The sequence below is a fragment of the Microvirga sp. BF8 genome, assembly GCF_059888585.1.
This window is the reverse complement of sequence record NZ_CM187619.1, coordinates 533660-555896: the sequence shown is the minus strand read 5'-3', so window position 1 is coordinate 555896 and position 22237 is coordinate 533660. Positions and strand designations below refer to the sequence as shown.

Annotated in this window: 22 protein-coding genes; 8 read left to right on the top strand and 14 right to left on the bottom strand. The window is 63.0% G+C overall.

Going from position 1 to position 22237, the window contains the following annotated elements:
- Nucleotides 1–58: 58 nt before the first annotated feature.
- The 6 genes from pheT to AC522E_RS02510 form a co-directional block, all read right to left on the bottom strand.
- Entirely contained in the window at nt 59–2482 is a 2424-nt protein-coding gene (gene pheT, locus AC522E_RS02535) for a phenylalanine--tRNA ligase subunit beta (RefSeq protein ID WP_500748833.1), read from the bottom strand.
- A 13-nt stretch (nt 2483–2495) separates the two neighbouring features.
- The gene (gene pheS / locus AC522E_RS02530; protein ID WP_500748832.1) at nt 2496–3578 is read right to left on the bottom strand and encodes a phenylalanine--tRNA ligase subunit alpha; all 1083 of its coding nucleotides are present in this window, start codon (nt 3576–3578) and stop codon (nt 2496–2498) included.
- Between the two features lie 175 nt (nt 3579–3753).
- Complete coding sequence (gene rplT / locus AC522E_RS02525; RefSeq protein WP_152587092.1) at nt 3754–4125, bottom strand: 50S ribosomal protein L20; 372 nt, start codon at nt 4123–4125, stop codon at nt 3754–3756.
- A gap of 39 nt (nt 4126–4164) precedes the next feature.
- Nucleotides 4165–4365 carry a 50S ribosomal protein L35 gene (gene rpmI, locus AC522E_RS02520; RefSeq protein WP_152587093.1) on the bottom strand — a complete coding sequence of 67 codons (201 nt, stop codon included), beginning with the start codon at nt 4363–4365 and terminating at the stop codon, nt 4165–4167.
- 219 nt (nt 4366–4584) lie between these two features.
- Nucleotides 4585–5106: a translation initiation factor IF-3 gene (infC, locus tag AC522E_RS02515; protein ID WP_500748831.1), complete on the bottom strand. Its 522-nt coding sequence runs from the start codon at nt 5104–5106 to the stop codon at nt 4585–4587.
- 132 nt (nt 5107–5238) lie between these two features.
- Nucleotides 5239–6483 (bottom strand): glycosyltransferase family 4 protein, encoded by a 1245-nt coding sequence (locus tag AC522E_RS02510; RefSeq protein WP_500748830.1) that lies wholly within the window; start codon nt 6481–6483, stop codon nt 5239–5241.
- A gap of 67 nt (nt 6484–6550) precedes the next feature.
- Here AC522E_RS02510 and AC522E_RS02505 point away from each other — a divergent pair, with 67 nt between their 5' ends.
- Complete coding sequence (locus tag AC522E_RS02505) at nt 6551–7312, top strand: alpha/beta hydrolase (protein ID WP_500748829.1); 762 nt, start codon at nt 6551–6553, stop codon at nt 7310–7312.
- Nucleotides 7313–7444: 132 nt separating this feature from the next.
- Here the strand turns inward: AC522E_RS02505 and AC522E_RS02500 are convergent, their stop codons facing one another.
- From AC522E_RS02500 to argH, 3 genes are all read right to left on the bottom strand, one after another.
- A complete protein-coding gene (locus tag AC522E_RS02500; protein ID WP_500748828.1) occupies nt 7445–7711 on the bottom strand; it encodes a BQ00720 family protein in 267 nt (88 codons plus the stop codon).
- 23 nt (nt 7712–7734) lie between these two features.
- Complete coding sequence (locus tag AC522E_RS02495) at nt 7735–8169, bottom strand: Hsp20 family protein (RefSeq protein ID WP_500748827.1); 435 nt, start codon at nt 8167–8169, stop codon at nt 7735–7737.
- Between the two features lie 191 nt (nt 8170–8360).
- Nucleotides 8361–9725 (bottom strand): argininosuccinate lyase, encoded by a 1365-nt coding sequence (gene argH, locus AC522E_RS02490; RefSeq protein WP_500750567.1) that lies wholly within the window; start codon nt 9723–9725, stop codon nt 8361–8363.
- Between the two features lie 243 nt (nt 9726–9968).
- On the opposite strand from argH, the gene AC522E_RS02485 reads away from it, so the two are divergent.
- From AC522E_RS02485 to AC522E_RS02460, 6 genes are all read left to right on the top strand, one after another.
- Complete coding sequence (locus AC522E_RS02485) at nt 9969–11564, top strand: ABC transporter substrate-binding protein (protein WP_500748826.1); 1596 nt, start codon at nt 9969–9971, stop codon at nt 11562–11564.
- 97 nt (nt 11565–11661) lie between these two features.
- The gene (locus AC522E_RS02480; protein WP_500750566.1) at nt 11662–12630 is read left to right on the top strand and encodes an ABC transporter permease; all 969 of its coding nucleotides are present in this window, start codon (nt 11662–11664) and stop codon (nt 12628–12630) included.
- Entirely contained in the window at nt 12630–13565 is a 936-nt protein-coding gene (nikC, locus tag AC522E_RS02475) for a nickel transporter permease (protein ID WP_500748825.1), read from the top strand. Before AC522E_RS02480 ends, nikC begins: the two co-directional genes overlap by 1 nt.
- Nucleotides 13562–14401 (top strand): ABC transporter ATP-binding protein, encoded by an 840-nt coding sequence (locus AC522E_RS02470; RefSeq protein ID WP_500748824.1) that lies wholly within the window; start codon nt 13562–13564, stop codon nt 14399–14401. Before nikC ends, AC522E_RS02470 begins: the two co-directional genes overlap by 4 nt.
- Nucleotides 14402–14408: 7 nt before the next feature.
- Complete coding sequence (locus tag AC522E_RS02465) at nt 14409–15185, top strand: ABC transporter ATP-binding protein (RefSeq protein ID WP_500748823.1); 777 nt, start codon at nt 14409–14411, stop codon at nt 15183–15185.
- Nucleotides 15186–15215: 30 nt separating this feature from the next.
- Complete coding sequence (locus AC522E_RS02460) at nt 15216–16283, top strand: dipeptidase (protein ID WP_500748822.1); 1068 nt, start codon at nt 15216–15218, stop codon at nt 16281–16283.
- Nucleotides 16284–16290: 7 nt separating this feature from the next.
- On the opposite strand, the gene AC522E_RS02455 is transcribed toward AC522E_RS02460, so the two are convergent.
- The 4 genes from AC522E_RS02455 to AC522E_RS02440 all read right to left on the bottom strand — a co-directional run bounded on the left by AC522E_RS02455 (nt 16291) and on the right by AC522E_RS02440 (nt 20218).
- The gene (locus AC522E_RS02455; RefSeq protein ID WP_500748821.1) at nt 16291–17130 is read right to left on the bottom strand and encodes an ABC transporter permease; all 840 of its coding nucleotides are present in this window, start codon (nt 17128–17130) and stop codon (nt 16291–16293) included.
- Between the two features lie 3 nt (nt 17131–17133).
- Nucleotides 17134–17997 (bottom strand): ABC transporter permease, encoded by an 864-nt coding sequence (locus AC522E_RS02450; RefSeq protein ID WP_500748820.1) that lies wholly within the window; start codon nt 17995–17997, stop codon nt 17134–17136.
- Nucleotides 17994–19079, bottom strand: a complete 1086-nt coding sequence (locus tag AC522E_RS02445) for an ABC transporter ATP-binding protein (protein ID WP_500748819.1) — start codon at nt 19077–19079, stop codon at nt 17994–17996. Before AC522E_RS02445 ends, AC522E_RS02450 begins: the two co-directional genes overlap by 4 nt.
- Before the next feature lie 65 nt (nt 19080–19144).
- Nucleotides 19145–20218 carry an extracellular solute-binding protein gene (locus tag AC522E_RS02440; protein ID WP_500748818.1) on the bottom strand — a complete coding sequence of 358 codons (1074 nt, stop codon included), beginning with the start codon at nt 20216–20218 and terminating at the stop codon, nt 19145–19147.
- A 189-nt stretch (nt 20219–20407) separates the two neighbouring features.
- Here AC522E_RS02440 and pip point away from each other — a divergent pair, with 189 nt between their 5' ends.
- Entirely contained in the window at nt 20408–21352 is a 945-nt protein-coding gene (gene pip / locus AC522E_RS02435) for a prolyl aminopeptidase (RefSeq protein ID WP_500748817.1), read from the top strand.
- A 24-nt stretch (nt 21353–21376) separates the two neighbouring features.
- Here the strand turns inward: pip and AC522E_RS02430 are convergent, their stop codons facing one another.
- Complete coding sequence (locus AC522E_RS02430) at nt 21377–22162, bottom strand: 3-hydroxybutyrate dehydrogenase (protein ID WP_500748816.1); 786 nt, start codon at nt 22160–22162, stop codon at nt 21377–21379.
- Between the last annotated feature and the right edge of the window lie 75 nt (nt 22163–22237).

Genomic DNA, 22237 nt, shown 5'->3' with positions numbered 1-22237 from the left:
TACCGCATTCCTGTGACGATCCCGGGCTCCGCTTCGCGGCCCCGGGATGGCGTTCCTGTCAGGAGCGCAGCACGGCGCCGGTCTTCTTGCCGACCTCGCTGACGATCTTAGCCGAAATGGCCTCGATCTCGGCGTCCGTCAGCGTTTTCTCCGTCGGCTGGAGGGTCACGGCGACGGCGACGGATTTCTTGCCGTCCTCGATGCCTGCGCCTTCATAGACGTCGAACACGCTGACCCCCGCGATCAGCTGCCTCTCGGCGGCCTGGGCGAACTTGACGATGTCGCCGGCGGCCACATCGCGGCCGACCACGAAGGCGAAATCGCGGGTGATCGGCTGGAAGTCGGGCAGCGTCAGCTTCGGTTTCATCTTGGTCGGCTTGGACTTGGGCGGCGGCAGCACACTGAGATTGATCTCGAAGGCGACGAGCGGCCCCTTCAGGTCGAGGGCCTTCAGGATCTTCGGATGGACTTCGCCGAAAGCGCCGACCACGTTCTTCGGCCCGAACTGCAGGGTTCCGGACCGCCCCGGATGGAACCAGGCGGGACCGCCGGATACGACCTGGAGGCCGCCCGCCGGAATTCCGAGATTCGCCAGGAGCGACATCACATCGGCCTTGGCATCGAACGCATCGACCGAGGACGCGCCACCGTCCCAGTGACGCCCGACGCCCTCGGCCCGTGCCGTTCCTCGCCGGACGGCGGCGGCCTTGATGGACTGCCCTTCCGGCTCGTCAGAGGCAAAGGTCTGGCCGACCTCGAAGAGGGCGACATCGCCGAGGCCGCGATCGACGTTGCGCTGGGCTGCCTTCAGGAGGCCGGGCAGCAGGCTCGGGCGCATGTCGGAGAGGTCGGCCGCGATGGGATTGGCCAGAGCCAGACGCTCGTCGCCGCCGCCGAACAGTCCGGCCTCGTCCTTTGCGACGAAGGACCAGGTGACGGCCTCGACCAGCCCGCGGACCGCCAGGGCGCGGCGGGCCAGCCGGGTGCGCTTCTGGATCAGGGTCAGGATCGGCTTGACGACCGCCGCCTCCAGGCGCGGCATCGGAGCAGGCTCGATCCGGTCGACGCCCGCGATGCGGATGACCTCCTCGACAAGATCCGCCTTGCCCTCGATGTCGGGCCGCCAGGACGGCGGAGTCACGCTGACCGTGTCGCCCGAACCCGAGACGCCGAAGCCCAGCTTTTCCAGGATTTCCCTGGATTCCTCCGGCTTGACGTCGAGACCCGTCAAGCGCGGCACTTCCGACCACGGGAACGCCACGGCACGTTTGGTGTCCGGCACCTTGCCGGCGACAACGATTTCGCTCGCCTCGCCGCCGCAGAGGTCGACGACCAGGCGGGCGGCCAGTTCGAGGCCCGGCAGAGTGAAGGCGGGATCGACGCCGCGCTCGAACCGGTAGCGGGCATCGGTGATGATGCCCAGCTTGCGGCCGGACTGCGCGATGTTCAGCGGATCCCAGAGTGCCGATTCGATCAGCACGTCGGTAGTGGTTTCATCACAGCCCGAATGCTCACCGCCCATGATGCCGGCAATGGACTCGACGCCGTTCTCGTCAGCGATCACGACGTTTCCGGAATCGAGCTTGTAGGTACGCCCGTCGAGGGCGAGCACCTCCTCGCCATCGCGCGCCCTGCGCACGGTGAGGTTGCCCTTCACCTTCGCGGCGTCGAAGACATGGAGCGGGCGGCCCCGGTCGAACGTCATGTAGTTGGTGATGTCGACGAGCGCGTTGATGGGGCGCAGGCCAATGGAGAGAAGCCGGCGCTGCATCCAGTCCGGGGATGGACCGTTCCTGACGCCACGCACGAGGCGCAGCGCGAAAACCGGGCAGAGCCTCTCATCGCCGGACGCGAAATCGAGCGTCACGGACACCGGGCATGCTCCTTGTGCCGGAACCGGTGCCACCGCGTCGTTCTTGAGCGTGCCGAGGCCTGCCGCCGCGAGATCGCGGGCGATGCCATGGATAGAGGTGCAATCCGGACGGTTCGGTGTGAGATTGATCTCGATCACCGGATCGTCGAGCCCGGCATAGGCAGCATACGCCACGCCCACCGGCGCATCCGCGGGCAAGTCGATGATGCCCTCGTGATCGTCCGAAATCTCGAGTTCCGCCGCCGAGCACAGCATCCCCGCGCTCTCGACGCCGCGAATGGTGCCGACACCGAGAGTGATGTTCTTCCCCGGAATGTAGGTTCCGGGCGGCGCGAACACGCTCTTCATGCCAGTGCGGGCGTTCGGCGCACCGCAGACCACCTGGATGGGCGCGCCCTCGCCGGTATCCACCATGCAGACGCGCAGGCGGTCGGCGTTGGGGTGCTGCTCGGCGGAGATGACATAGGCCACCCGGTAGGGCGCCAGCGCCTTCGCCTTGTCCTCGACTCCCTCGACCTCGAGGCCGATGCGGGTGAGCGTTTCGACGATCTCGTCGAGGGAAGCCGTGGTGTCGAGATGGTCTTTCAACCAGGAGAGGGTGAATTTCATCGTTGCTCTCCGATTATGATGTGAGGCCGCTGACGAGCGACGGAATGTCGAGCGGGCGGAAGCCGTAATGGTTCAGCCAGCGCATATCGGCCTCGAAGAAGGGGCGAAGATCGGGCATGCCGTATTTCAACATGGCGATGCGGTCGATCCCCATCCCCCAGGCGAAGCCTTGATACTCATCGGGATCGAGGCCGCAATTCCTCAGCACGTTCGGGTGGACCATGCCGCAGCCGAGGATTTCGAGCCAATCCTCGCCCTCGCCGAAGCGGATCTCGCCGCCCTTGCGCGAGCATTGGATGTCGACTTCCGCCGAGGGCTCGGTGAAGGGGAAGAAGGACGGCCGGAAGCGCATCTTCACCTGATCAACCTCGAAGAAGGCCTTGCAGAACTCCTCCAGCACCCATTTCATGTGGGCGATGTTGGCCTGCTTGTCGATCACGAGGCCCTCCACCTGGTGGAACATCGGCGTATGCGTCTGGTCCGAGTCGTGCCGATAGGTCCGGCCCGGGCAGATGACCCGGATCGGCGGCTTCTGGGACATCATCGTGCGGATCTGCACGGGTGACGTGTGGGTGCGCAGCACCTTGCGCTCGCCCTTTGCGTCCGGGGCGAGGAAGAAGGTGTCATGCATCTCGCGGGCCGGATGCCCTTCAGGGAAGTTCAGTGCCGTGAAGTTGAGATAGTCGGTCTCGATGTCCGGCCCCTCGGCCACGGCAAAGCCCATATCGGCGAAGATCGCCGCCAGCTCCTCGATGACCTGGCTGATCGGATGGATCCGGCCCCGCACCTCCGGACCTTCCTGGACCGGCAACGTGACGTCCACGCGCTCCGCGGCGAGACGGGCGTTGAGCGCGGACTCGGCCAGAACATCCTTCCTGGCGGCGATGGCGCTCTGCACGCGGTCGCGCAAACCGTTGATGAGGGGACCGCGCTCCTTGCGCTCCTCCGGCGTCATGGCGCCGAGGGTCTTCAGCAGCTCGGAGACGGAGCCCTTCTTGCCGAGCGCGGCCACGCGCACGGCTTCCACGGCCGCCTCGTCGCCGGCGGCCTCGACCTGGCTCAGCAGGTCACGTTCGAGTTGATTGAGATCGGTCATCGGTCCCTAGCCAGAATGCAAGCGCTTGAGTGAGGCGCGGCGCGGGAACCGTCAAGCTGTCCGAGCCGCAAAATGACAATCGGCCGCCCTTGCGGCCGCCGGTGCGGATGGTCTCGGTAGCGGGGGAATGAAGGCGCGGCCGGCAAAACCAGCCGCGCCTGGAGCCAAGTCGTCCTCAGGCGGCCTGCTGCTGCGGCAGCGAAGCCTTGGCGCGCTCCACATAAGCGGCGAAGGCCGCCGGCTCGTGGATGGCCATCTCGGACAGAACCTTGCGATCGACCTCGATCCCAGCCTTGCCGAGACCGTCGATAAATCGGGAATAGGTCAGGCCGTGCTCGCGGACCGCCGCGTTGAGACGCTGGATCCAGAGAGCGCGGAACGTGCGCTTCTTGTTCTTACGGTCGCGATAGGCATATTGCATGCTCTTCTCGACCGCCTGCTTGGCGATGCGGATGGTATTCTTGCGGCGGCCGTAGAAACCCTTGGCGGCCTTCAGAACCTTCTTGTGCTTGGCGTGGGCGGTAACGCCCCGTTTGACGCGGGCCATTTAAAAACTCCTTCAAAATCCGGGATGTGGAAGACCGCCTCAGCCGTTCGGCAGGAAGTACTTCTTCACGTTGTAGGCGTCACCAGCGAAAAGCGTGGTGGTGCCGCGCAGGTTGCGGATCTGCTTGTTGGTCCGCTTGATCATCCCGTGGCGCTTGCCGGACTGGGCGTAGACGACCTTGCCGGTGCCAGTGATCTTGAAGCGCTTCTTCGCGCCCGATTTCGTCTTCAGCTTGGGCATTTGGCTCTCCTTTGGTCAGGCCTCGACGCGGCGAACCGCCTGCGAAGCCCTGTCATTGCTGCACTGAGCAAAACGAACCGCCACGGCAGCCCTTAATCAGCCGGGCGGTTCGATGAAGGGCGGCTTATGGCAGAGGACAGGCCAAAAAGCAATGGCCGTCGATCACCCGACGGCCATGCCGCATTCGAAAAAGTCCTGGCCTGCGAGGGAGCCTATCGATCAGCGCGGCGCCAGCACCATGACGACCTGGCGGCCCTCGAAATTGGGCTCCATCTCGACCTTCGCGAGCTCGCCCACATCGGCCTTCACGCGCTCGAGGACCTTGAGGCCCAGATCCTGGTGGGCCATCTCGCGGCCACGGAAGCGCAGGGTGATCTTGACCTTGTTACCCTCTTCGAAGAAGCCGCGCATGGCCTTCATCTTGACGTCGTAATCATGGTCGTCGATGCCCGGGCGGAGCTTGATTTCCTTGACTTCGACGGTTTTCTGCTTCTTGCGGGCCTCGGCGGCCTTCTTCTGCTCGAGGAAGCGGTACTTGCCGTAATCGAGGATCTTGCAGACGGGAGGTGCGGAATTCGGCGCGATCTCGACGAGGTCGAGCCCGGCATCCTCGGCGAGGCGCAGGGCGTCCAAGAACGGCATGACGCCGCGATTCTGGCCGGTATCGTCGATCAGCTGCACTTCGCGAACGCCGCGAATGTCCCGGTTGGCGCGCGGTCCGTCCTTTTGCGGAACCGGCATAGCTCTCATTGGTCTGCGAATGGCTCGTATCTCCTGTTATGCGGCCCGAAAACAGGCATAGGGCATCCTGCCCTCCCCGACTCTGTCCCGGTACCGCGAATGATCTGACATTTCGCGCAAAAGCGCGCGAAGTCAACTTGTTCTGCGCGGGAAATGCCCTTCCAGCAGGGCAGAATAGACATCCAGCGTACTCGACACCATGCGCTCGAGCGAAAAGTGACGCTCCACATGGGCCCTCGCCCGGGTTCCCAGTGCGATCCGGGCGCTCGCTCCCAGGGATAGCGCCGCGCCGACCGCCTCGGCCAGCGCATCGGCATCACCCGGTACGATCCGCCATCCGGTCCGCTCGTGCGGCAGCACCGCTGGAGGCGAGAGAACGGTTTCGGGAACTGCCCCCAGGTCGGAGACGACGACGGGGGTCCCCATGGCCTGGGCCTCGACCGCTGATCGCCCGAAGGCCTCGGGCTCGGTGGACGGGACGGTGACCACGGATGCGGCCAGGAAGGCCGCCGGCATGTCGGCGCAATGGCCGACGCGGCGCACAATCCCGGTCAGCTTGCGGGCCTCGATCAGCGCGTCCAGCTCCTTCACGTAGGAGTCGCGCCCCTGCGGATCGCCGGCCAGAATATAGGCCACGTCCGAAAGTCCGGCATCGCGCAGCTTGGCCGCCGCTTCGATGAGGACCTTCTGGCCCTTCCAGCCCGTGAGCCGAGCCGCCAGAAGCACTGTCCGCTCGTGGGGCGAGACGTTCCAAGCCTTCCTGAGGCTCTCGACCCGCTCCGGAGAAACGGCCGAAGGCGAGAACGCCAGGAAATCCGTGCCACGGTGAATGACCCGGATCCGCTCGCCGGCCTGGGGATAGAGGGAGCGGATGAGATCGCCGGTATAATGGGAATTGGCGATCACCGCATCGCCCCGCGCCATGACAGAGTTATAGAGGACCTTCACCGATGAGCGCCCGGCATAGCTGCCATGATAGGTCGTTACGAAGGGGATATCGAGGGAGCGCGCGGCGCCCAGGGCCACCCAGGCCGGGGCCCGCGAACGGGCATGGACGAGGGCAACCCGCTCCTGGTGGCAGATCCGGGCAAGGCGCCTCACATTGAGGAGCATGGAAAAAGGATTCTTGGTCGCGGCCGGGAATGGGATCCACACCCCACCCTTGGCCTGCAACTCGCCGACCAGCCGACCCCCGTCCGTCGCCACGAGCGCGCGGGCTCCGACATGGGCGAGGCCCTCGGCGACATCGACCGCGGTCCGCTCGGCACCGCCGGCTTCGAGTTCGGGAATGATTTGCAGGATTGTCCGGCCCGCCAGCGGATGGACGCTTGACGAAGGAAACGGAGCTCCCCCGCTGGGTCGCTTTGAAAAATTCACAGAGGTATGAGCCTTCTCCAAGGAATTGACTGAACGTTGCTTTAAAGCAGTTGAGGATGAGTTAACCATGCAACAAGCCGTCGCCGTCGGGGATGCCGCTCATGCGCGGCACATTGCCGTTCTGCCCCGCGAGGGCAAGGGGCCGCCCGTTGTCTGGCTCGGCGGGTTCAAGTCCGACATGCGCTCCACGAAGGCGGAAGCGCTGGATGCCTGGGCCGAGAAGGCCGGGCGTGCCTTCCTCCGCTTCGACTATAGCGGCCATGGAGAATCCGGCGGCAACTTTGCGGAAGGAACGATTTCACAATGGCTGGACGACAGCCTGGCTGTTCTCGGGCAGCACCTGACGGAGCGGCCGATTCTGGTCGGGTCGTCCATGGGAGGATGGCTGGCCCTCCTCGCGACGCGGCAACTTCTGCAAACGCGACCGGACCTGTCGCCGGTGGGTATCGTTCTGATCGCCCCCGCCGTGGATTTCACGGAGCGGCTGATGTGGGACCGATTTCCTGAGGACATCAGGCGTGCCATCGAGGAAACCGGCGTCTACCACCGGCCCTCGGCCTATTCGCCCGATCCCTACCCCATCACGAGGCGGCTTATCGAGGACGGGCGAAGGCACCTGCTCTTCGGTGCGCCGATCCGGACCGGCTGCCCCGTGCATATTCTGCAGGGAATGGAGGACCCGGACGTGCCCTGGGGCCATGCCCTGACGCTCGTCGAGCACCTGCCCGGCGACAGCGTTTCCCTCACCCTCATCAAGGATGGCGACCACCGGCTGTCCAGGCCCGAGGACATGGATCGTCTCGTTCAGGCCATCGAGGGCATGAGCTGAAACGGGAGTCGGTGAGCCTTGGAGCACCGGACCCAAAAGTGGAGCTCACCTTTGGGATGCATCCGATGCTCAGGCTTTTCGATGGCGCGTCGCTTCCTGCGGAGAACCGGATCCACTTTTCCGCGCGATGCGCTAGTGAAGGCTCACCGTCTCGAGGTCGTGTGCCCAGGCATTGGCCACCGCTGCGTCACGGGTATCGGTCAGCACGATGGGCTCGCCGCTGGCGGACAGAAGGGCGAAGAGTTGCAGGCCTGGCTGGATTTCGGGTGCCTGGGGGAAAAGCCGAGCGATGTCGTCCGACAGGACTGGCTTTACATAGGCCATCTCGCCCTCGCCGAGAGCAGCCAGTTCAGCCGTATTCAGGAGCCCTTCGCTCTGGATCTTGAAATTAACGTTCATAAGACTTCTCCTGGGCGATGCCGTCATGCCTTGTCCGGGGCGGCGATATCGATCTTGCGGACAATTCTTTCCGGCTCGGGCCGGGCGAGATCGATGGACAAAAGTCCATTGGACAAGTCAGCCCCCAGCACCTCCATGCCTTCGGCGAGGAGAAATGCGCGCTGGAACTGTCGGGCGGCGATGCCGCGATGCAGGAAGTGCCTTGCCTTGTCTTCAACCTGCCTGCCCCGGATGACGAGCTGGTTTTCCTCAAGAGTCACCTCGAGCTGCTCCCGGGTGAAACCGGCAACAGCAAGGGTGATACGGAGACGCTCGGGATCCTGCGCGGTTCGCGCCATTCGCTCGATATTGTAGGGAGGATATCCATCTCCCGCGGCTTTCGCGACGCGGTCGAGCGCTTGCTCGATCTCGTCGAAACCCAAGAGAAAAGGATGCCCGAAGGGCGATTGACGCGACATGTTCGAAGCCCAAGGTTCAGAGGCACTTCGCTTGGTTTGAGCCCGCTGATGCGGCACTCAGGCGCCTGCTTCCAGGCGCTGACACCAATATGGAGGCTGCCTCACCTCCTATCAAGACCTCGGCCGTCCGAACCGACATCAGGGGCCAAGTCCCTGATCAACTTGACCTTTCTCTCATAGCAGCGCTTCCGTCAGACCCTGCCTCGCCACCAGGCGATCTGCTCGGCTACCCGCACCGGCGAGGTCCCTCCGAAGCTCGTCCTGGACCGTACCGAGTTCTCGACGCTGAGGACGTCGAAGATTCCTTTATGAATCCGCGGCTCGACCGCCTGCATGACCTCGAGAGGGAGATCCTCGAGCGGCGTCCCCCGCTTTTCCGCCTCCGAGACGATCCGCCCGGTGATGTGATGGGCATCCCGGAAGGGGATGTTCAGGCTGCGGACAAGCCAGTCGGCAAGGTCGGTCGCCGTGGAATAGCCGGCTCCGGCGACGGCGGCCATGCGCTCAGGTACCGGCTCCAGGTCCTGAACCATCCCCGTCATCGCAGCGAGGACGAGTTCGAGGGTGTCGGCGGCGTCGAAAAGCTGCTCCTTATCCTCCTGGGTGTCCTTGGCATAGGCGAGCGGCAGGCCCTTCATCACCGTCAGGAGGGCCATGAGCGATCCGAAGATGCGCCCGGTCTTGCCCCGGACGAGTTCGGCCGCGTCGGGGTTGCGCTTCTGGGGCATCATGCTGGAGCCCGTGGTCCAGCGGTCGGGCAGGCGCACGAAGCCGAATGGCGCCGACATCCAGATCACGATCTCCTCGGCGAGACGGGAGAGGTGCATCGCGCAGATCGCGGCAGCCGACATGAATTCCAGAAGGCTGTCCCGGTCCGAGACCGAATCCAGGGAATTGCGGGTGGGGCCATCGAACCCGAGTGCCCTTGCGGTCATGTGCCGGTCGATGGGGAAGGAGGTCCCCGCGAGCGCCCCTGCCCCGAGGGGGCTCTCATTGAGGCGACGGCGCGAATCCTGGAACCGGCCACGGTCGCGGCCGAACATCTCCACGTAGGCCATAAGGTGATGACCGAAGGTTACCGGCTGAGCCCCCTGCAGATGGGTGAAGCCGGGCATCACCGTCGCGGCATGAGGCTCGGCCTTGTCGAGGAGAGCCCTGATGAGACCAGTCAGTTGCGCCTCGGCGCGGTCATGGGCGCTGCGCACCCAGAGACGCACATCGACGGCGACCTGATCGTTGCGGCTGCGGGCTGTATGGAGCCGGGCGGCCGGGTCCCCGACGACTTCGCGCAGGCGGCTCTCGACATTCATGTGAATGTCTTCCAGCGCCGTGGAAAATGCGAAGGAGCCTGACTCGATTTCTCCAAGGACCCGCTGAAGGCCCTGATGGATCGCGTCACGGTCGCTTTCGGCGATGATGCCCTGGCTTGCGAGCATCGTGCTGTGCGCCATCGACCCCTGAATATCCTCCGAGGCCAGGCGCTTGTCGAAATCGATGGAAGCATTGATGGCTTCCATGAGTGCGCTGGGAGAGGACGAGAACCGCCCACCCCACATGACATTGGCGCCGGACTTCTTGGCTTCTTCTGACACGGTGTTTCATCCCGATATTAAGGCCCGATGCCTTTGCCACACATTCCGGCCCAAGGCCAAGCCGCATTGACAGATTGCCCGCCCTTTACGCATGGTGCGCGCCGTTTACCACTTCAAAGCCAGTCGCTAGACTCGACAGAGCATGTCTGATCTGCATTCTTACCTCGGCACAACAGGCGCGAAGCAGCGCCGCAAGGGAATTGGCCAATGAAACGTCTACCCACATTCATCCTCTCGGCAGCCATGGTCACCGCCATGGCGACCTCCTTCACCGCTGTGAAGGCTGCAACACCGCCCGACACACTGGTTCAGGCCTGGCAGAGCGACGACATCATCTCGCTCGATCCTGCCGAAGTGTTCGAGTTCAGCGCCTCCGAAATCATGGGCAACACCTATGAGCGCCTGATCCAGTACGACATCAAGGATGTGTCCAAGATCAGTGGACAGGTCGCCGAGTCCTGGACCGTCTCGGACGATGGCAAGACCTATACCTTCAAGATCCGCCCGAACCGCAAATTCGCGTCGGGGAACCCGATTTCAGCCGAGGACGTGGTCTATTCGCTCCAGCGCGCGATCGCCCTCGACAAGTCCCCAGCCTTCATCCTGGGCCAGTTCGGCCTGACGAAGGACAACATGAAGGACAAGATCAAGCAGACCGGGCCGCTCGAACTGACCATCGAGGTCGACAAGCCCTATGCTCCGACACTCGTTCTCTACTGCCTCGGCAACTCTGTCGCTTCCATCGTGGACAAGAAGCTCCTCGTGCAGAACGAAAAGGACGGGGACTACGGCTATAACTGGCTGAAGACGCACTATGCCGGGTCCGGCCCCTACATCATGCGCGACTGGAAGGCCAATGAGGTCCTCGTCCTGGAACGTAATCCCAACTACGAGAAGAAAACTCCTCTTGCCCGCGTGATCTTCCGCCACATCAAGGAGACGGCGAGCCAGCGCCTTCTGCTCGAAAAAGGCGACATCGACGTCGCCCGCAGCCTGAATCCGGAAGAGATCGACGCCGTTGCCAAGAACCCGGACATCAAGATCCAAAGCGCTCCGAAGGGAACGGTGTACTATCTTGGGCTGAACCAGAAGAATCCGAACTTGGCGAAGCCCGAAGTTCGCCAAGCCCTCAAGTACCTCGTGGACTATTCGGCCATTGCCGACACGATCATGAAGTACAAGGGCGTCGTCCACCAGAACTTCCTGCCCAAGGGCTTCCTTGGCGCCTCGACCACCAATCCCTACAAGCTCGATGTGGCCAAGGCGAAGGAGCTTCTCGCGAAGGCCGGCCTGAAGGACGGATTCTCCGTTACGATGGACACGCGCTCCACGGCTGAGATCACGGGTATCGCCCAGGCGATGCAGTCGACCTTCGCGCAGGCCGGCATCAAGCTTGAGATCCTGCCGATGGACTCGAAGCAGGCGCTGACGAAATATCGCGCCCGCCAGCACGACATCTATATCGGCAACTGGGGCTCGGATTATCAGGACCCGAACTCCAATGCCGATACCTTTGCGGCGAACGACGACAACTCCGACAACGCGAAGGCGAAGCCGCTCGCTTGGCGCAACGCGTGGGATCCGGGGCCGCTGACGGCCAAGACTCGCGCGGCCGTCATGGAGCGCGATACCGAAAAGCGTGCGGAGATGTACAAGGACCTGCAGAAGGCCGTTCTCGACGATGGCCCGTTCGTGATCTTCCTGCAGCAGAATGAGGTGGCCGCGGTTCGCAAGAACGTGCAGGACTTCGTCCTCGGCCCATCCTTCAGCGACAACGACGTGTCTCAGGCAAAGAAGAACTGACGCTGAAATGGTTTCTGCAGTCATGAGCCGGGGCGGAGAGCACGCAAGTGCCCTCCGCTCCTTCCTTAAGAAGGCCGCGCAGTTCGTCATCGTTTTGATGACGACGCTCCTCGGTCTTGTCGCAGTCACGTTCTTTATCGGACGCGTTGTGCCGATCGATCCGGTTATCGCCATCGTCGGCGACCGCGCACCGCCGCAGGTCTACGACCGCGTGAGAAAGGAACTCGGCCTCGACAAGCCGCTGATCGAGCAATTCGCCATCTATGTGAAGAAAGCGGCGACCGGCGACTTCGGCAATTCCGTTCTCACCACCAACCCGGTGATGACGGATATCAAGAACGTCTTTCCCGCCACGCTCGAACTGGCGACGCTCGGCACGATCATCGGCACGCTGATCGGGATCCCGCTTGGCGTCCTGGCCGCGGTGAAACGCGGCTCTCTGATCGACCAGATCGTCCGGTTCCTCGGGCTTGTCGGCTATTCGATTCCCATCTTCTGGCTCGGTCTGATGGGCCTTCTGCTGTTTTATGCCAAACTCGGCTGGGTCGCGGGGCCGGGGCGAATAGACGTCACATATTCCTATCTCTATACGCCGGTTACCGGAATCGTGCTCATCGACACCCTGATGCAGGGTCAGATGGATGCGTTCTGGGATGCCGTCTCGCACGTGATCTTGCCGGCCTGCCTGCTCGGCTATTTCTCCCTCGCCTATATCAGCCGCATGACGCGATCCTTCATGCTCAACGAGCTCGCACAGGAATACGTCATCGCCGCGCGGGTCAAAGGCCTTTCCGAATTCCGTGTGATCTGGCGCCATGCCCTGCGCAACGCCGCCGTGCCTCTCATCACGGTCATCGCGCTCTCCTATGCGAACCTGCTCGAGGGCTCGGTCCTGACGGAGACGGTCTTCGCATGGCCTGGACTGGGCCAGTACATTACCAATTCTCTGCAGAATGCCGATATGAATGCCGTGCTGGGCGGGACGATCGTGATCGGAACCGTCTTCGTACTGCTCAATCTCGTATCCGATCTGCTCTATCGTCTGCTTGATCCGAGGACCCGCTGATGGCCGGCGCCCCTCCCCTTCCCCAACCCTCCTCCGCCTTCCGGGACTGGCTTCTCTCGCCGGAACCGGCGTCCCGTTGGCAGGCCCGATTTGGACGTGGCTATCTCGGCTGGCGCGCGTTCACGAAGAATCCGCTGGCAGTGCTCGGCCTCGGCATTGTGGTGCTGCTCATCGTGGTTGCGATCCTTGCTCCGCTCATCGCGCCCTATTCACCCGTTGCAGGCGGCAACCTGCGCACGGAACGTCTGCTGCCGCCCAGCGCGACGTACTGGTTCGGCACCGACGATCAGGGCCGAGACATCTTTTCGCGTGTCGTCTACGGCTCGCGCATCACTCTCTGGGTCGTGATGCTCGTTGCCATCATCGCGACGCCTATCGGGGTCATGATCGGCACCGCCGCCGGCTATCTCGGCGGCTGGGTCGATACGGTCCTGATGCGGATGACCGACATCTTCCTCGCCTTCCCGCGTCTGATCCTCGCGCTGGCCTTCGTGGCGGCGCTCGGGCCGGGCATCGAGAATGCGATCATCGCCATCGCGATCACATCGTGGCCCCCTTACGCCCGCATTGCGCGCGCCGAGACGCTGACTGTCCGCAACAGCGATTTCATCGCCGCGGTAAAGCTCCAGGGAGCATCGACACCGAGGATCATCTTCGGCCACATCATCCCTCTGTGCATTTCCTCCGTGATCGTCCGTGTCACCCTCGACATGGCAGGCATCATCCTCACCGCGGCCGGCCTGGGCTTCCTCGGTCTTGGTGCGCAGCCGCCCATGCCCGAATGGGGCGCGATGGTCGCCACCGGACGGAACTATCTCATCGATCAATGGTGGGTGGCAGCCATGCCTGGCATTGCCATCTTCGTGGTCAGCCTAGGCTTCAACCTGCTGGGCGACGGCCTGCGCGACGTGCTCGATCCGAAGGCAGCAAAATGACGAAGCCGCTTCTTGAAGTCGAGGACCTGCGTGTCCGCTTCCACTTGCGCACCGGCACCGTGGAGGCGGTACGGGGCGTTTCGTTCCAGCTCGGCCGCGAGCGCCTCGGCATCGTCGGCGAATCCGGCTCGGGAAAATCGCAGACGGGCCGGGCGATTCTCGGCCTCACGCCTCCCCCCGGCGAGGTCATCGCCAAGCGCATGACCTTCGACGGCATCGACCTCCTTACGGCCTCGTCGCGAACCCTGCGCCAGCTGCGCGGGGGACGCATCTCCATGGTGATGCAGGACCCGAAATATTCGCTCAATCCGGTCATGACCATCGGCGAGCAGATCATCGAGGCCTATCAGGCTCACGCCAAGTCAGCGGGCCGCGGCGAAGCGCGCGATCGGGCGCTGGCCATGCTGGAAGCGGTCAAGATGCGCGATCCGCATCGCGTTTTCTCGCTCTACCCACACGAGGTTTCGGGCGGCATGGGCCAGCGTGCGATGATTGCCATGATGCTGGTCACGGAGCCCGATCTCCTGATCGCGGACGAGCCGACCTCCGCGCTCGATGTCACAGTGTCGATGGAGGTGCTGCGAATCCTGGACGAGCTCGTCTCGGAGCGTGGCATGAGCCTGATCTTCATTTCGCACGATCTGAAGCTCGTCTCGTCGTTCTGCGACCGCGTGCTCGTGATGTACGCCGGCCGCGTGGTCGAGGAGCTGGAGGCCAAGCACCTGCGGGAGGCCAAGCACCCCTACACCCAGGGCCTCATGCGCTGCCTCCCGACCCTGGCGGACGATGTTCGTCCGCTTCCGACCCTCAACCGCGACCCTGCCTGGGCCCTGTAAAGATCCGATGCTCAATATACAAAACCTAAAAGTCGTCTACGGAACGGGCCGTCTGCGCGTCGAAGCGGTGAAAGATGTCAGTTTCCATGTGGAGACCGGCGCCTCCTATGGACTCGTTGGCGAATCGGGATCCGGCAAATCGACTGTCCTGAGAGCTATCTGCGGTCTCGCTCCGATTTCGGGAGGCCATGTGCGCGTCGACGGACAAGAGGTGAAGACTCCACGTGACAAGGCGTTCTATCGCACCGTTCAGATGGTGTTTCAGGACCCCTACGCTTCGCTCCACCCCCGGCACACGGTCGACCGCACCCTGTCCGAGCCGCTCGCCATTCACGGGGAGAAGGACGCCGAAGCGCGGATCCTGCAGGCCCTGCGCGAAGTCGGTCTCGGCCCCTCCTTCCGTTTCCGCTACCCGCATCAATTGTCCGGCGGCCAGCGCCAACGCATCGCCATTGCCCGTGCGTTGATCCTGCGTCCCAAGGTTCTTCTTCTCGACGAGCCGACCTCCGCGCTCGATGCATCGGTGCAGGCAGAGATCCTGAACCTCCTCGACGAATTGCGTCGGAAACTAGGCCTGACCTTCATTCTTGTGAGCCACGATCTCGCCGTCGTGGCCCATCTGTGCGATCGTCTCCTCGTCATGCGTCATGGCGAGGCGGTCGAGGAAACGACAGCTGTCGCCCTTCGCTCGGGCCGTGCCACGAACAGCTATACACAGGAGCTGATCGAGGCCAGCCGTGGCTTCTCACGGGATACGGCGAAAGCCGCCCCAGCTGCCCTTTGAGTCAACCCATCAACCGACTGCGTGAGCTTCATGTCCCGTACTTCCCTGATGCCGGTCTTCGACGGCCATAACGACGTCCTTCTGCGCCTGATGCGCGGAAAGATTCAGCCGGAGCGTGCCTTCCTCGAGGGCGACAATATGGGTCATCTCGATTGGCCCCGCATGAAGGAAGGTGGATTCGCAGGTGGATTCTTTGCGGTCTATGTTCCGTCCGAAGGTGGCGGCCTCGACATCGACGAGCTCATGACACGGCCGCAATACGATATTCCGCTTCCGGAGCCGCTTCGTCTCGACGCAAGCCAGCATGTCACCGTGCACATGGCTGCCCTGCTGCTTCGGATCGAGCGGGCTTCCAAGGGCGAAGTCAAGATATGCCGCAGCGCAGCCGACATCCGCGAGTGCCTGAAGAGCGGCTCGCTCGCGGCAATCCTGCATATCGAAGGCGCGGAAGGGATCGATGCAGATCTCTACATGCTCGACGTCCTCTATGGCAGCGGCCTTCGCTCCATCGGGCCGGTCTGGAGCCGCTCGAACATCTTCGGACATGGCGTGCCGTTCCGCTATCCGTCCAGCCCGGATACCGGTCCGGGACTTACGGACCTGGGCAAGGAACTGATCAAGGCGTGTAACCGCCTCAAGATCATGATCGACCTCTCCCACCTGAACGAGAAGGGCTTCTGGGACGTGGTGAAGCTGAGCGATTCACCGCTCGTGGCAACCCATTCGAACGCGCATGCGATCAGCCCCCACTCGCGCAATCTCACCGACAAGCAGCTGGCGGCGATCCGCGAAAGCCGCGGCATGGTGGGCGTGAATTTCGCGACGTCGTTCATCCGGCCGGACGGGCAGCGGAGCGAGCATACGCCCCTGGAAGAGATGATCCGCCATATGGATCATCTGATCGAGCATGTGGGCGTCGACGGGGTCGGCCTCGGGTCGGATTTCGATGGCGCCACCATCCCGGCGGACATCGGCGATGTGCGTGGCCTCCCGCGTCTCGTCGAAGCCATGCGCAAGCACGGCTATGACGAGGCAACATTGCGCAAGCTCTGCTACGAGAACTGGGTCAACGTCCTGGAGCGGACCTGGGGCGCCTGATTGCGCCTCAGCTCTGGCTCTTCGAGGTCAGGGCGAAGAGGCTGGCAATTCCCCCGACGCCCAGCATCAGGAGCAGGCTCACGGCATTGATGGCCGGGGTCGCCCCTTCCCGCATCTGCCCGTACATGGTGATCGGCAGCGGCGGATCCGACCCGACGAGCATCAGGGTCGTGTTGAAGTTCTCGAACGACATCAGCAGCGCGACGAGTCCCGCCCCTACCAGGGCGGGACTTAAGAACGGCAGCGTGACCGTTCTCAGCACATGCATGCGACCGGCGCCGAGATCGAGCGCGGCTTCTTCCAGCGAACGGTCGAACTTGCGCAGACGCGCGGCGATGATCAGCGTCGCGATGGTCAGAATGAAGGACAGCTGGCCCAGGATGACGAGGGGCAATCCCGGCCTGAGAGGATCGAGATCCGTCTGCAGCGCCTCTTCCAGGCCATTCGCGACGCGGGAAAAGAACGCCAGGATCGAGATGCCGAGGATGACCCCAGGGATGACCAGGGGCCACAGCATCATCATGCCGAGAACGGTCTTGCCGGGGAACTCGGCCCGTTCCAGCACCCACGCATTCACGGTGCCGACGAGAACGGCGAGAAGCGCCACCGGCACTGCGACCTTCAGGCTGTTGCCGATGCTGGTGAGCCAGATCGGATCCATCAGGACGCCGGGCTTTCCGTAGACGGATCCGTCTCCGATGAACCATTCGAGGGTCCAGCCCTTCCACGGCGGCGACGGGAACGGGCTGGCATTGAAGGCAAAGATCGCGACGACGAGGAGCGGCGCGAACAGGAAGAGGTAGAACGCCGCGATATAGAGCTTCCAGAGCATCGAAGGCCGGTTCATGGATCAAGCCTGCCGCAATGTCGTGCCGAGGCTCTGCCCGCTCAACCGCAGGCCGCCCCAGACGATGACCGATGAAAGGACGAGGAGGAGCATGCCGAAGGCTGCGCCCTGTGGCCAGTTGAAGCGCGTAATGAACTGGGCGTAGATCTGCTCGGTGAACCATAACCCGTTCTTGCCGCCCAACAGCACCGGCGTCGCGAAATTGCCGACCGTCAGCATGAAGACGATGATCGAGCCTGCGACGATGCCGGGCATCGCATGGGGAATGACGATGCGCCGCAGGACGGTCCAACGGCTTCCGCCAAGATCGTAGCCGGCCTCGACGATCGACGGCTCCAGACTCTCAAGCGCATTGGCGAGCGGCACGATCATGAACAGCAGCCCACCATAGACGAGGCCGAGGATGACGGCACCATCGTTGTAAAGCATCTCGACCGGCTGGCTTGCGAGGCCCGTCGTCTGAAGCAGGTAGGAGATCAGCCCGGTTTCACGCAGCAGCATCATCCAGCCCAGCGTCCGCACGAGTTCCGACACCCAGAAGGGCAGAAGGCAGAGAAGCAACAGCATCGCCTTCACACGTCCCTGGGCCACGCGGGCGATATAGAGCGCAATCGGAAAGGCGAGAACCAAGGTCAGGGCCGTCACGAGAACCGACATGAAAGCCGTCCGCGCGAAGGTGCGCCAATAGAGCGGTTCGGTGAAGAACTCCAGATAGTTGCCGAAGCCGAATGTATAGACACGCGGCGCCACCCTTTCGCTGAACGAGAGGACGAGGATCTCCACATGCGGCAGAACGATCAGCAGACCGAGCCAGATCAGAGCCGGCGCGAGGAGAAGAAACAGGGTCAGGCGCTGCGCCGGTTTCATGCCGCGAAGACCTTCATCGCATCCGCCGTCCAGCCGACATGGACCTGGGCTCCTACCTGGATGCCGGCCAGAGGCCCGGCCTGCGGAAGGACGGCGCGAATGGGCTCATCGAACCCTGGCGTCTCGATCAGGAGACTTGAGTTGGCACCGTCGAACAGAACGGCCGACACGCGCCCTTCGAAGCGGTTGGCAAGAGCGTGATGGCTCTCCCCGTTCGACGACAGGGCAATGGCCTCCGGCCTGACGAAGCAGAGCACGGACTTCGGGAGACCCGACCCGGATCCTTGAACCATGGCGCCCGATGCAAGGCGCACACGGATTGCTCCGGCCTCCTCCCCCATAGCCTCGCCGGCCCAACGATTGGTTTCGCCGACGAAGCTCGCCACGAAGGGCGTCATGGGATCGTGGTACAGCTCCCGCGGGCTTCCCACCTGCTCGAAGCGCCCCTGGTTCATCACGGCGATGCGGTCGGACATCACGAGCGCCTCCGACTGGTCGTGCGTGATGTAAACGAAGGTTGTGTTGAAGGTACTCTGCAGTTGCTTGAGTTCGATTTTCATGTGCTCGCGCAGCTTGAGATCGAGCGCGCCAAGCGGCTCGTCGAGCAGCACAAGGGTCGGTTCGAGAACCAGGCAGCGGGCGATGGCGACCCGCTGCCGCTGACCGCCGGACAGGGCGGTCACGCGACGCTCGGCGAAACCTTTGAGCCCGACCCGCTCCAGCATGCGCGTCGCGCGCTGCTCGGCATCCGCCCGTCCGACACCGCGGCAGGTCAGGCCATAGGCAACGTTCTCGCCGACGCTCATCATGGGGAAAAGGGCGAGGCTCTGGAAAACCATGTTCACCGGCCGCCGATTGGCCGGAACGCCGATCATCGACTTGCCTCGGATCCGGATGTCGCCCGAACTCGGATCCTCAAAGCCGGCGATCATTCGCATGAGGGTGGTCTTGCCGCATCCGGAAGGACCGAGGATCGAGAAGAACTCACCGGGAGCAACGGAAAAGGAAACGTCGTTCACCGCGAGGTGTGTGCCGAACCGTTTGATGACATTGACGAGGTCGAGATCGCTGGAAGGAGCCATGTCTGCACGCGTAAAAAGTCATCCCCCGGCGAAACCGGGGGATGATGGACTGCAGGATCGAGACGTTACGAGCCGGCCTTCAGGCGGTCGAGGACCTTGCCCTCGATCTCCTCGATGCCCGCTGGAACGGCCGGATACCACTTGATGTTGTCGATTGCGGCCTTCGGGAAGCTCTCGGCGAACTGGTCCTTCAGCTTGCCCTGCATCAACTTGTCGGCGCCGTTGGAGGCTGTGAAGTTGCCCGCCGACGCCGCGACCTTGGCCGCGATCTCGGGGCGCATGTTGAAGTTGATCCACTTGTAGGCGGCGTCGTCGTTGCGGCCCTTTGCGGGAATAGCGAAGGTGTCGACCCAGCCAAGCGCTCCGGATTTCGGCGCAATGAACTTGATGTCCGCGTTCTCGGAGTTCAGTTTCCAGCCGCCCGTGTCCCAGGCCATGGCCGCTACGACCTCACCGGAGCGCAGGGCGTTCAGGAGCTGGTCCTTCCCGTCCCAGAAGAACTTCACGTTCTTCTTGCACTCTGCGAGCTTGGCGCCGACCTTCTCCATAAGGGCGGTATATTGCTTCGCATCCTTATACGCTGCAAAGGGATCCATGCCGCTTGCGAAGGCGAAGGCAATTAGGGTCGGGCGCTTCGCACGGAAACTCGACTTGCCGGCGACGGCCTGGCTGCAGAGGTCCGGATAGTCGGCCACGTTGGGAGCGGCCTTCGTGTTCACGACGAGACCGTCGGTTCCCCAGATATGGGGTACGCCGTAAACCTTGCCGCCGACCGTCGTGTTCTTCTTGGTCGCCTCGAGCATCGAGGCAATGAAGAGATCGGACTTCAGCTTCGACATGTCGAGCGGCTTATAGATGCCGAATTCCTGCTGCGGGCCTGCGATGCGGTCCTGGCTGGGCTGGACGAGATCGAAACCTGCCCCCTGCGTGGCGCGCAGCTTCGAGATCATTTCCTCATTGTTCGAGAGCGTGACCTCGACCTCGATGCCCGTCTCCTTGGTGAATTGCTGCACCACATCGGCCGGCGCATAATCGGCCCAGGTCAGGAGCCGCAGCTTCTCGGCGGCGTGTGCACCGCCGGCGATCATGAGAGCCGCGAAAGCGGTCGCCAGCTTCAGGCTGGCACGTTTGGTCAACATCGTAATCCTCCAAAGTGGTCCGGGTTCGGCCCGTGTTCCCCAGTTGCAAAACTATATGACAGTCGGACGACGCGCTACTGTCTTGAAAGGCTTATACGCCTCAATATGAGCCGGCTCAATTTAACCCAACGGCAGCTGACAAAGGCTCCGGCTCCGGGGTATGAAGGACGCCTGTTTCGGAGCTTGACCATGCGCACCCTCTATCCCGAGATCGATCCCTACGACCACGGCTGGCTGGAGGTAGGCGATGGGCATCGGATCTATTGGGAGCTGTGCGGCAACCCGAAGGGAAAGCCCGTCGTCTTCCTTCACGGCGGACCGGGCGGGGGCTGCACGCCGTCGCAGCGGCGTCTGTTCGACCCGAAGGAATACAAGATCCTGCTGTTCGATCAGCGCGGCTGCGGACGTTCGACGCCTTATGCCAGCCTGGAGGCCAACACGACTTGGCATCTGGTCGCCGATATCGAGCGACTGCGCATGATGATCGATGCCGAGAAATGGATGGTTTTCGGCGGGTCCTGGGGCAGCACCCTGGCCCTGGCCTATGCGGAAACCCATCCGGAGCGTGTCAGCGAACTCGTTCTCCGGGGTATCTTCACGTTGAGGCGCTCCGAGCTTCTCTGGTATTATCAAGAGGGAGCATCCTGGATCTTCCCGGACAAATGGGAGGGATTCCTGGCGCCGATCCCGCCAGAAGAGCGCGGGGACCTGATGGCGGCCTACCGGAAGCGCCTCACTGGTTCGGATCCGGTTGCCCAGCGTCAGGCCGCGAAGGCATGGAGCCTATGGGAGGGCGAGACGATCACGCTGCTGCCGAACGAGGATTATTCAAACCAGTTCGGTGACGAGCACTATGCCCTGGCCTTTGCCCGGATCGAGAATCACTATTTCGTGCATGAAGGCTTCTTCGAGGAAGGGCAGCTTCTACGGGATGCCGGACGTCTCAAAGACATTCCCGGCGTAATCGTCCAGGGGCGATACGACATCGCAACGCCTCCGGCGACCGCGTGGGAACTGCACAAGGCCTGGCCGCAAGCCCGCTTCATCATGGTGCCGGATGCGGGACATGCCTATTCTGATCCCGGCATCCTGCACCATCTCATCGAGACGACGGACGCTTTCGCGAGAGCCTGAGCTCTCGCGAAAGGCGGCGGCGCCCTACTCCGCCGTCCAGCCCCCATCCATGGACAGGTTCGTGCCCGTCATCTGGCTTGCCGCATCCGAACAGAGGAACACGGCAAGAGCCGCCACCTGATCCGGCGTTACGAATTGCTTTGTCGGCTGGGCCTCGAGCAGCACGTCGTTGATGACCTGCTCCTTGGTGAGACCGCGGGCCTTCATGGTGTCGGGGATCTGCTTTTCGACCAGAGGCGTCCAGACATAGCCGGGGCTGATGCAGTTGACCGTGACCCCGAAGGTCGCGGTCTCCAGCGCCACCGTCTTCGTGAGGCCGGCAATGCCATGCTTGGCCGCAACATAGGCGGACTTGAATGGCGAGGCGACGAGGGAATGAGCCGAGGCCGTATTGATGATACGGCCCCATTTGCGCGCCTTCATGCCCGGTAGGGCTGCGCGGATAGCATGAAAGGCTGACGACAGATTGATCGCGATGATCTGATTCCATTTCTCGACGGGAAAGTCCTCGACGGGCGAGACGAACTGGATTCCTGCGTTGTTCACGAGAATGTCGACACCGCCGAAGGTCTTCTCGGCCAGTCGGATCATCTCCTCGATCTCCTCGGGCTTCGTCATATCGGCCGGGGAATAGATGGCCTTCACGCCGAATTCGCCCTCGATCTCCTTCCGGATCTTTTCGATCTCGTCGGCCTGCCCGAACCCGTTGAGGACAATCGACGCCCCTTCCTTCGCAAAGGCGCGCGCAATGGAAAGGCCGATCCCGCTGGTCGAGCCAGTGACGACGGCAGACTTCGATTTCAAGGTCATGAAATGCTCCGGATATGCTGATGAAGACCTCAAGCAGAGTTCTGGCATAACATGAAGAGGCCGTGTGGCGGGAGT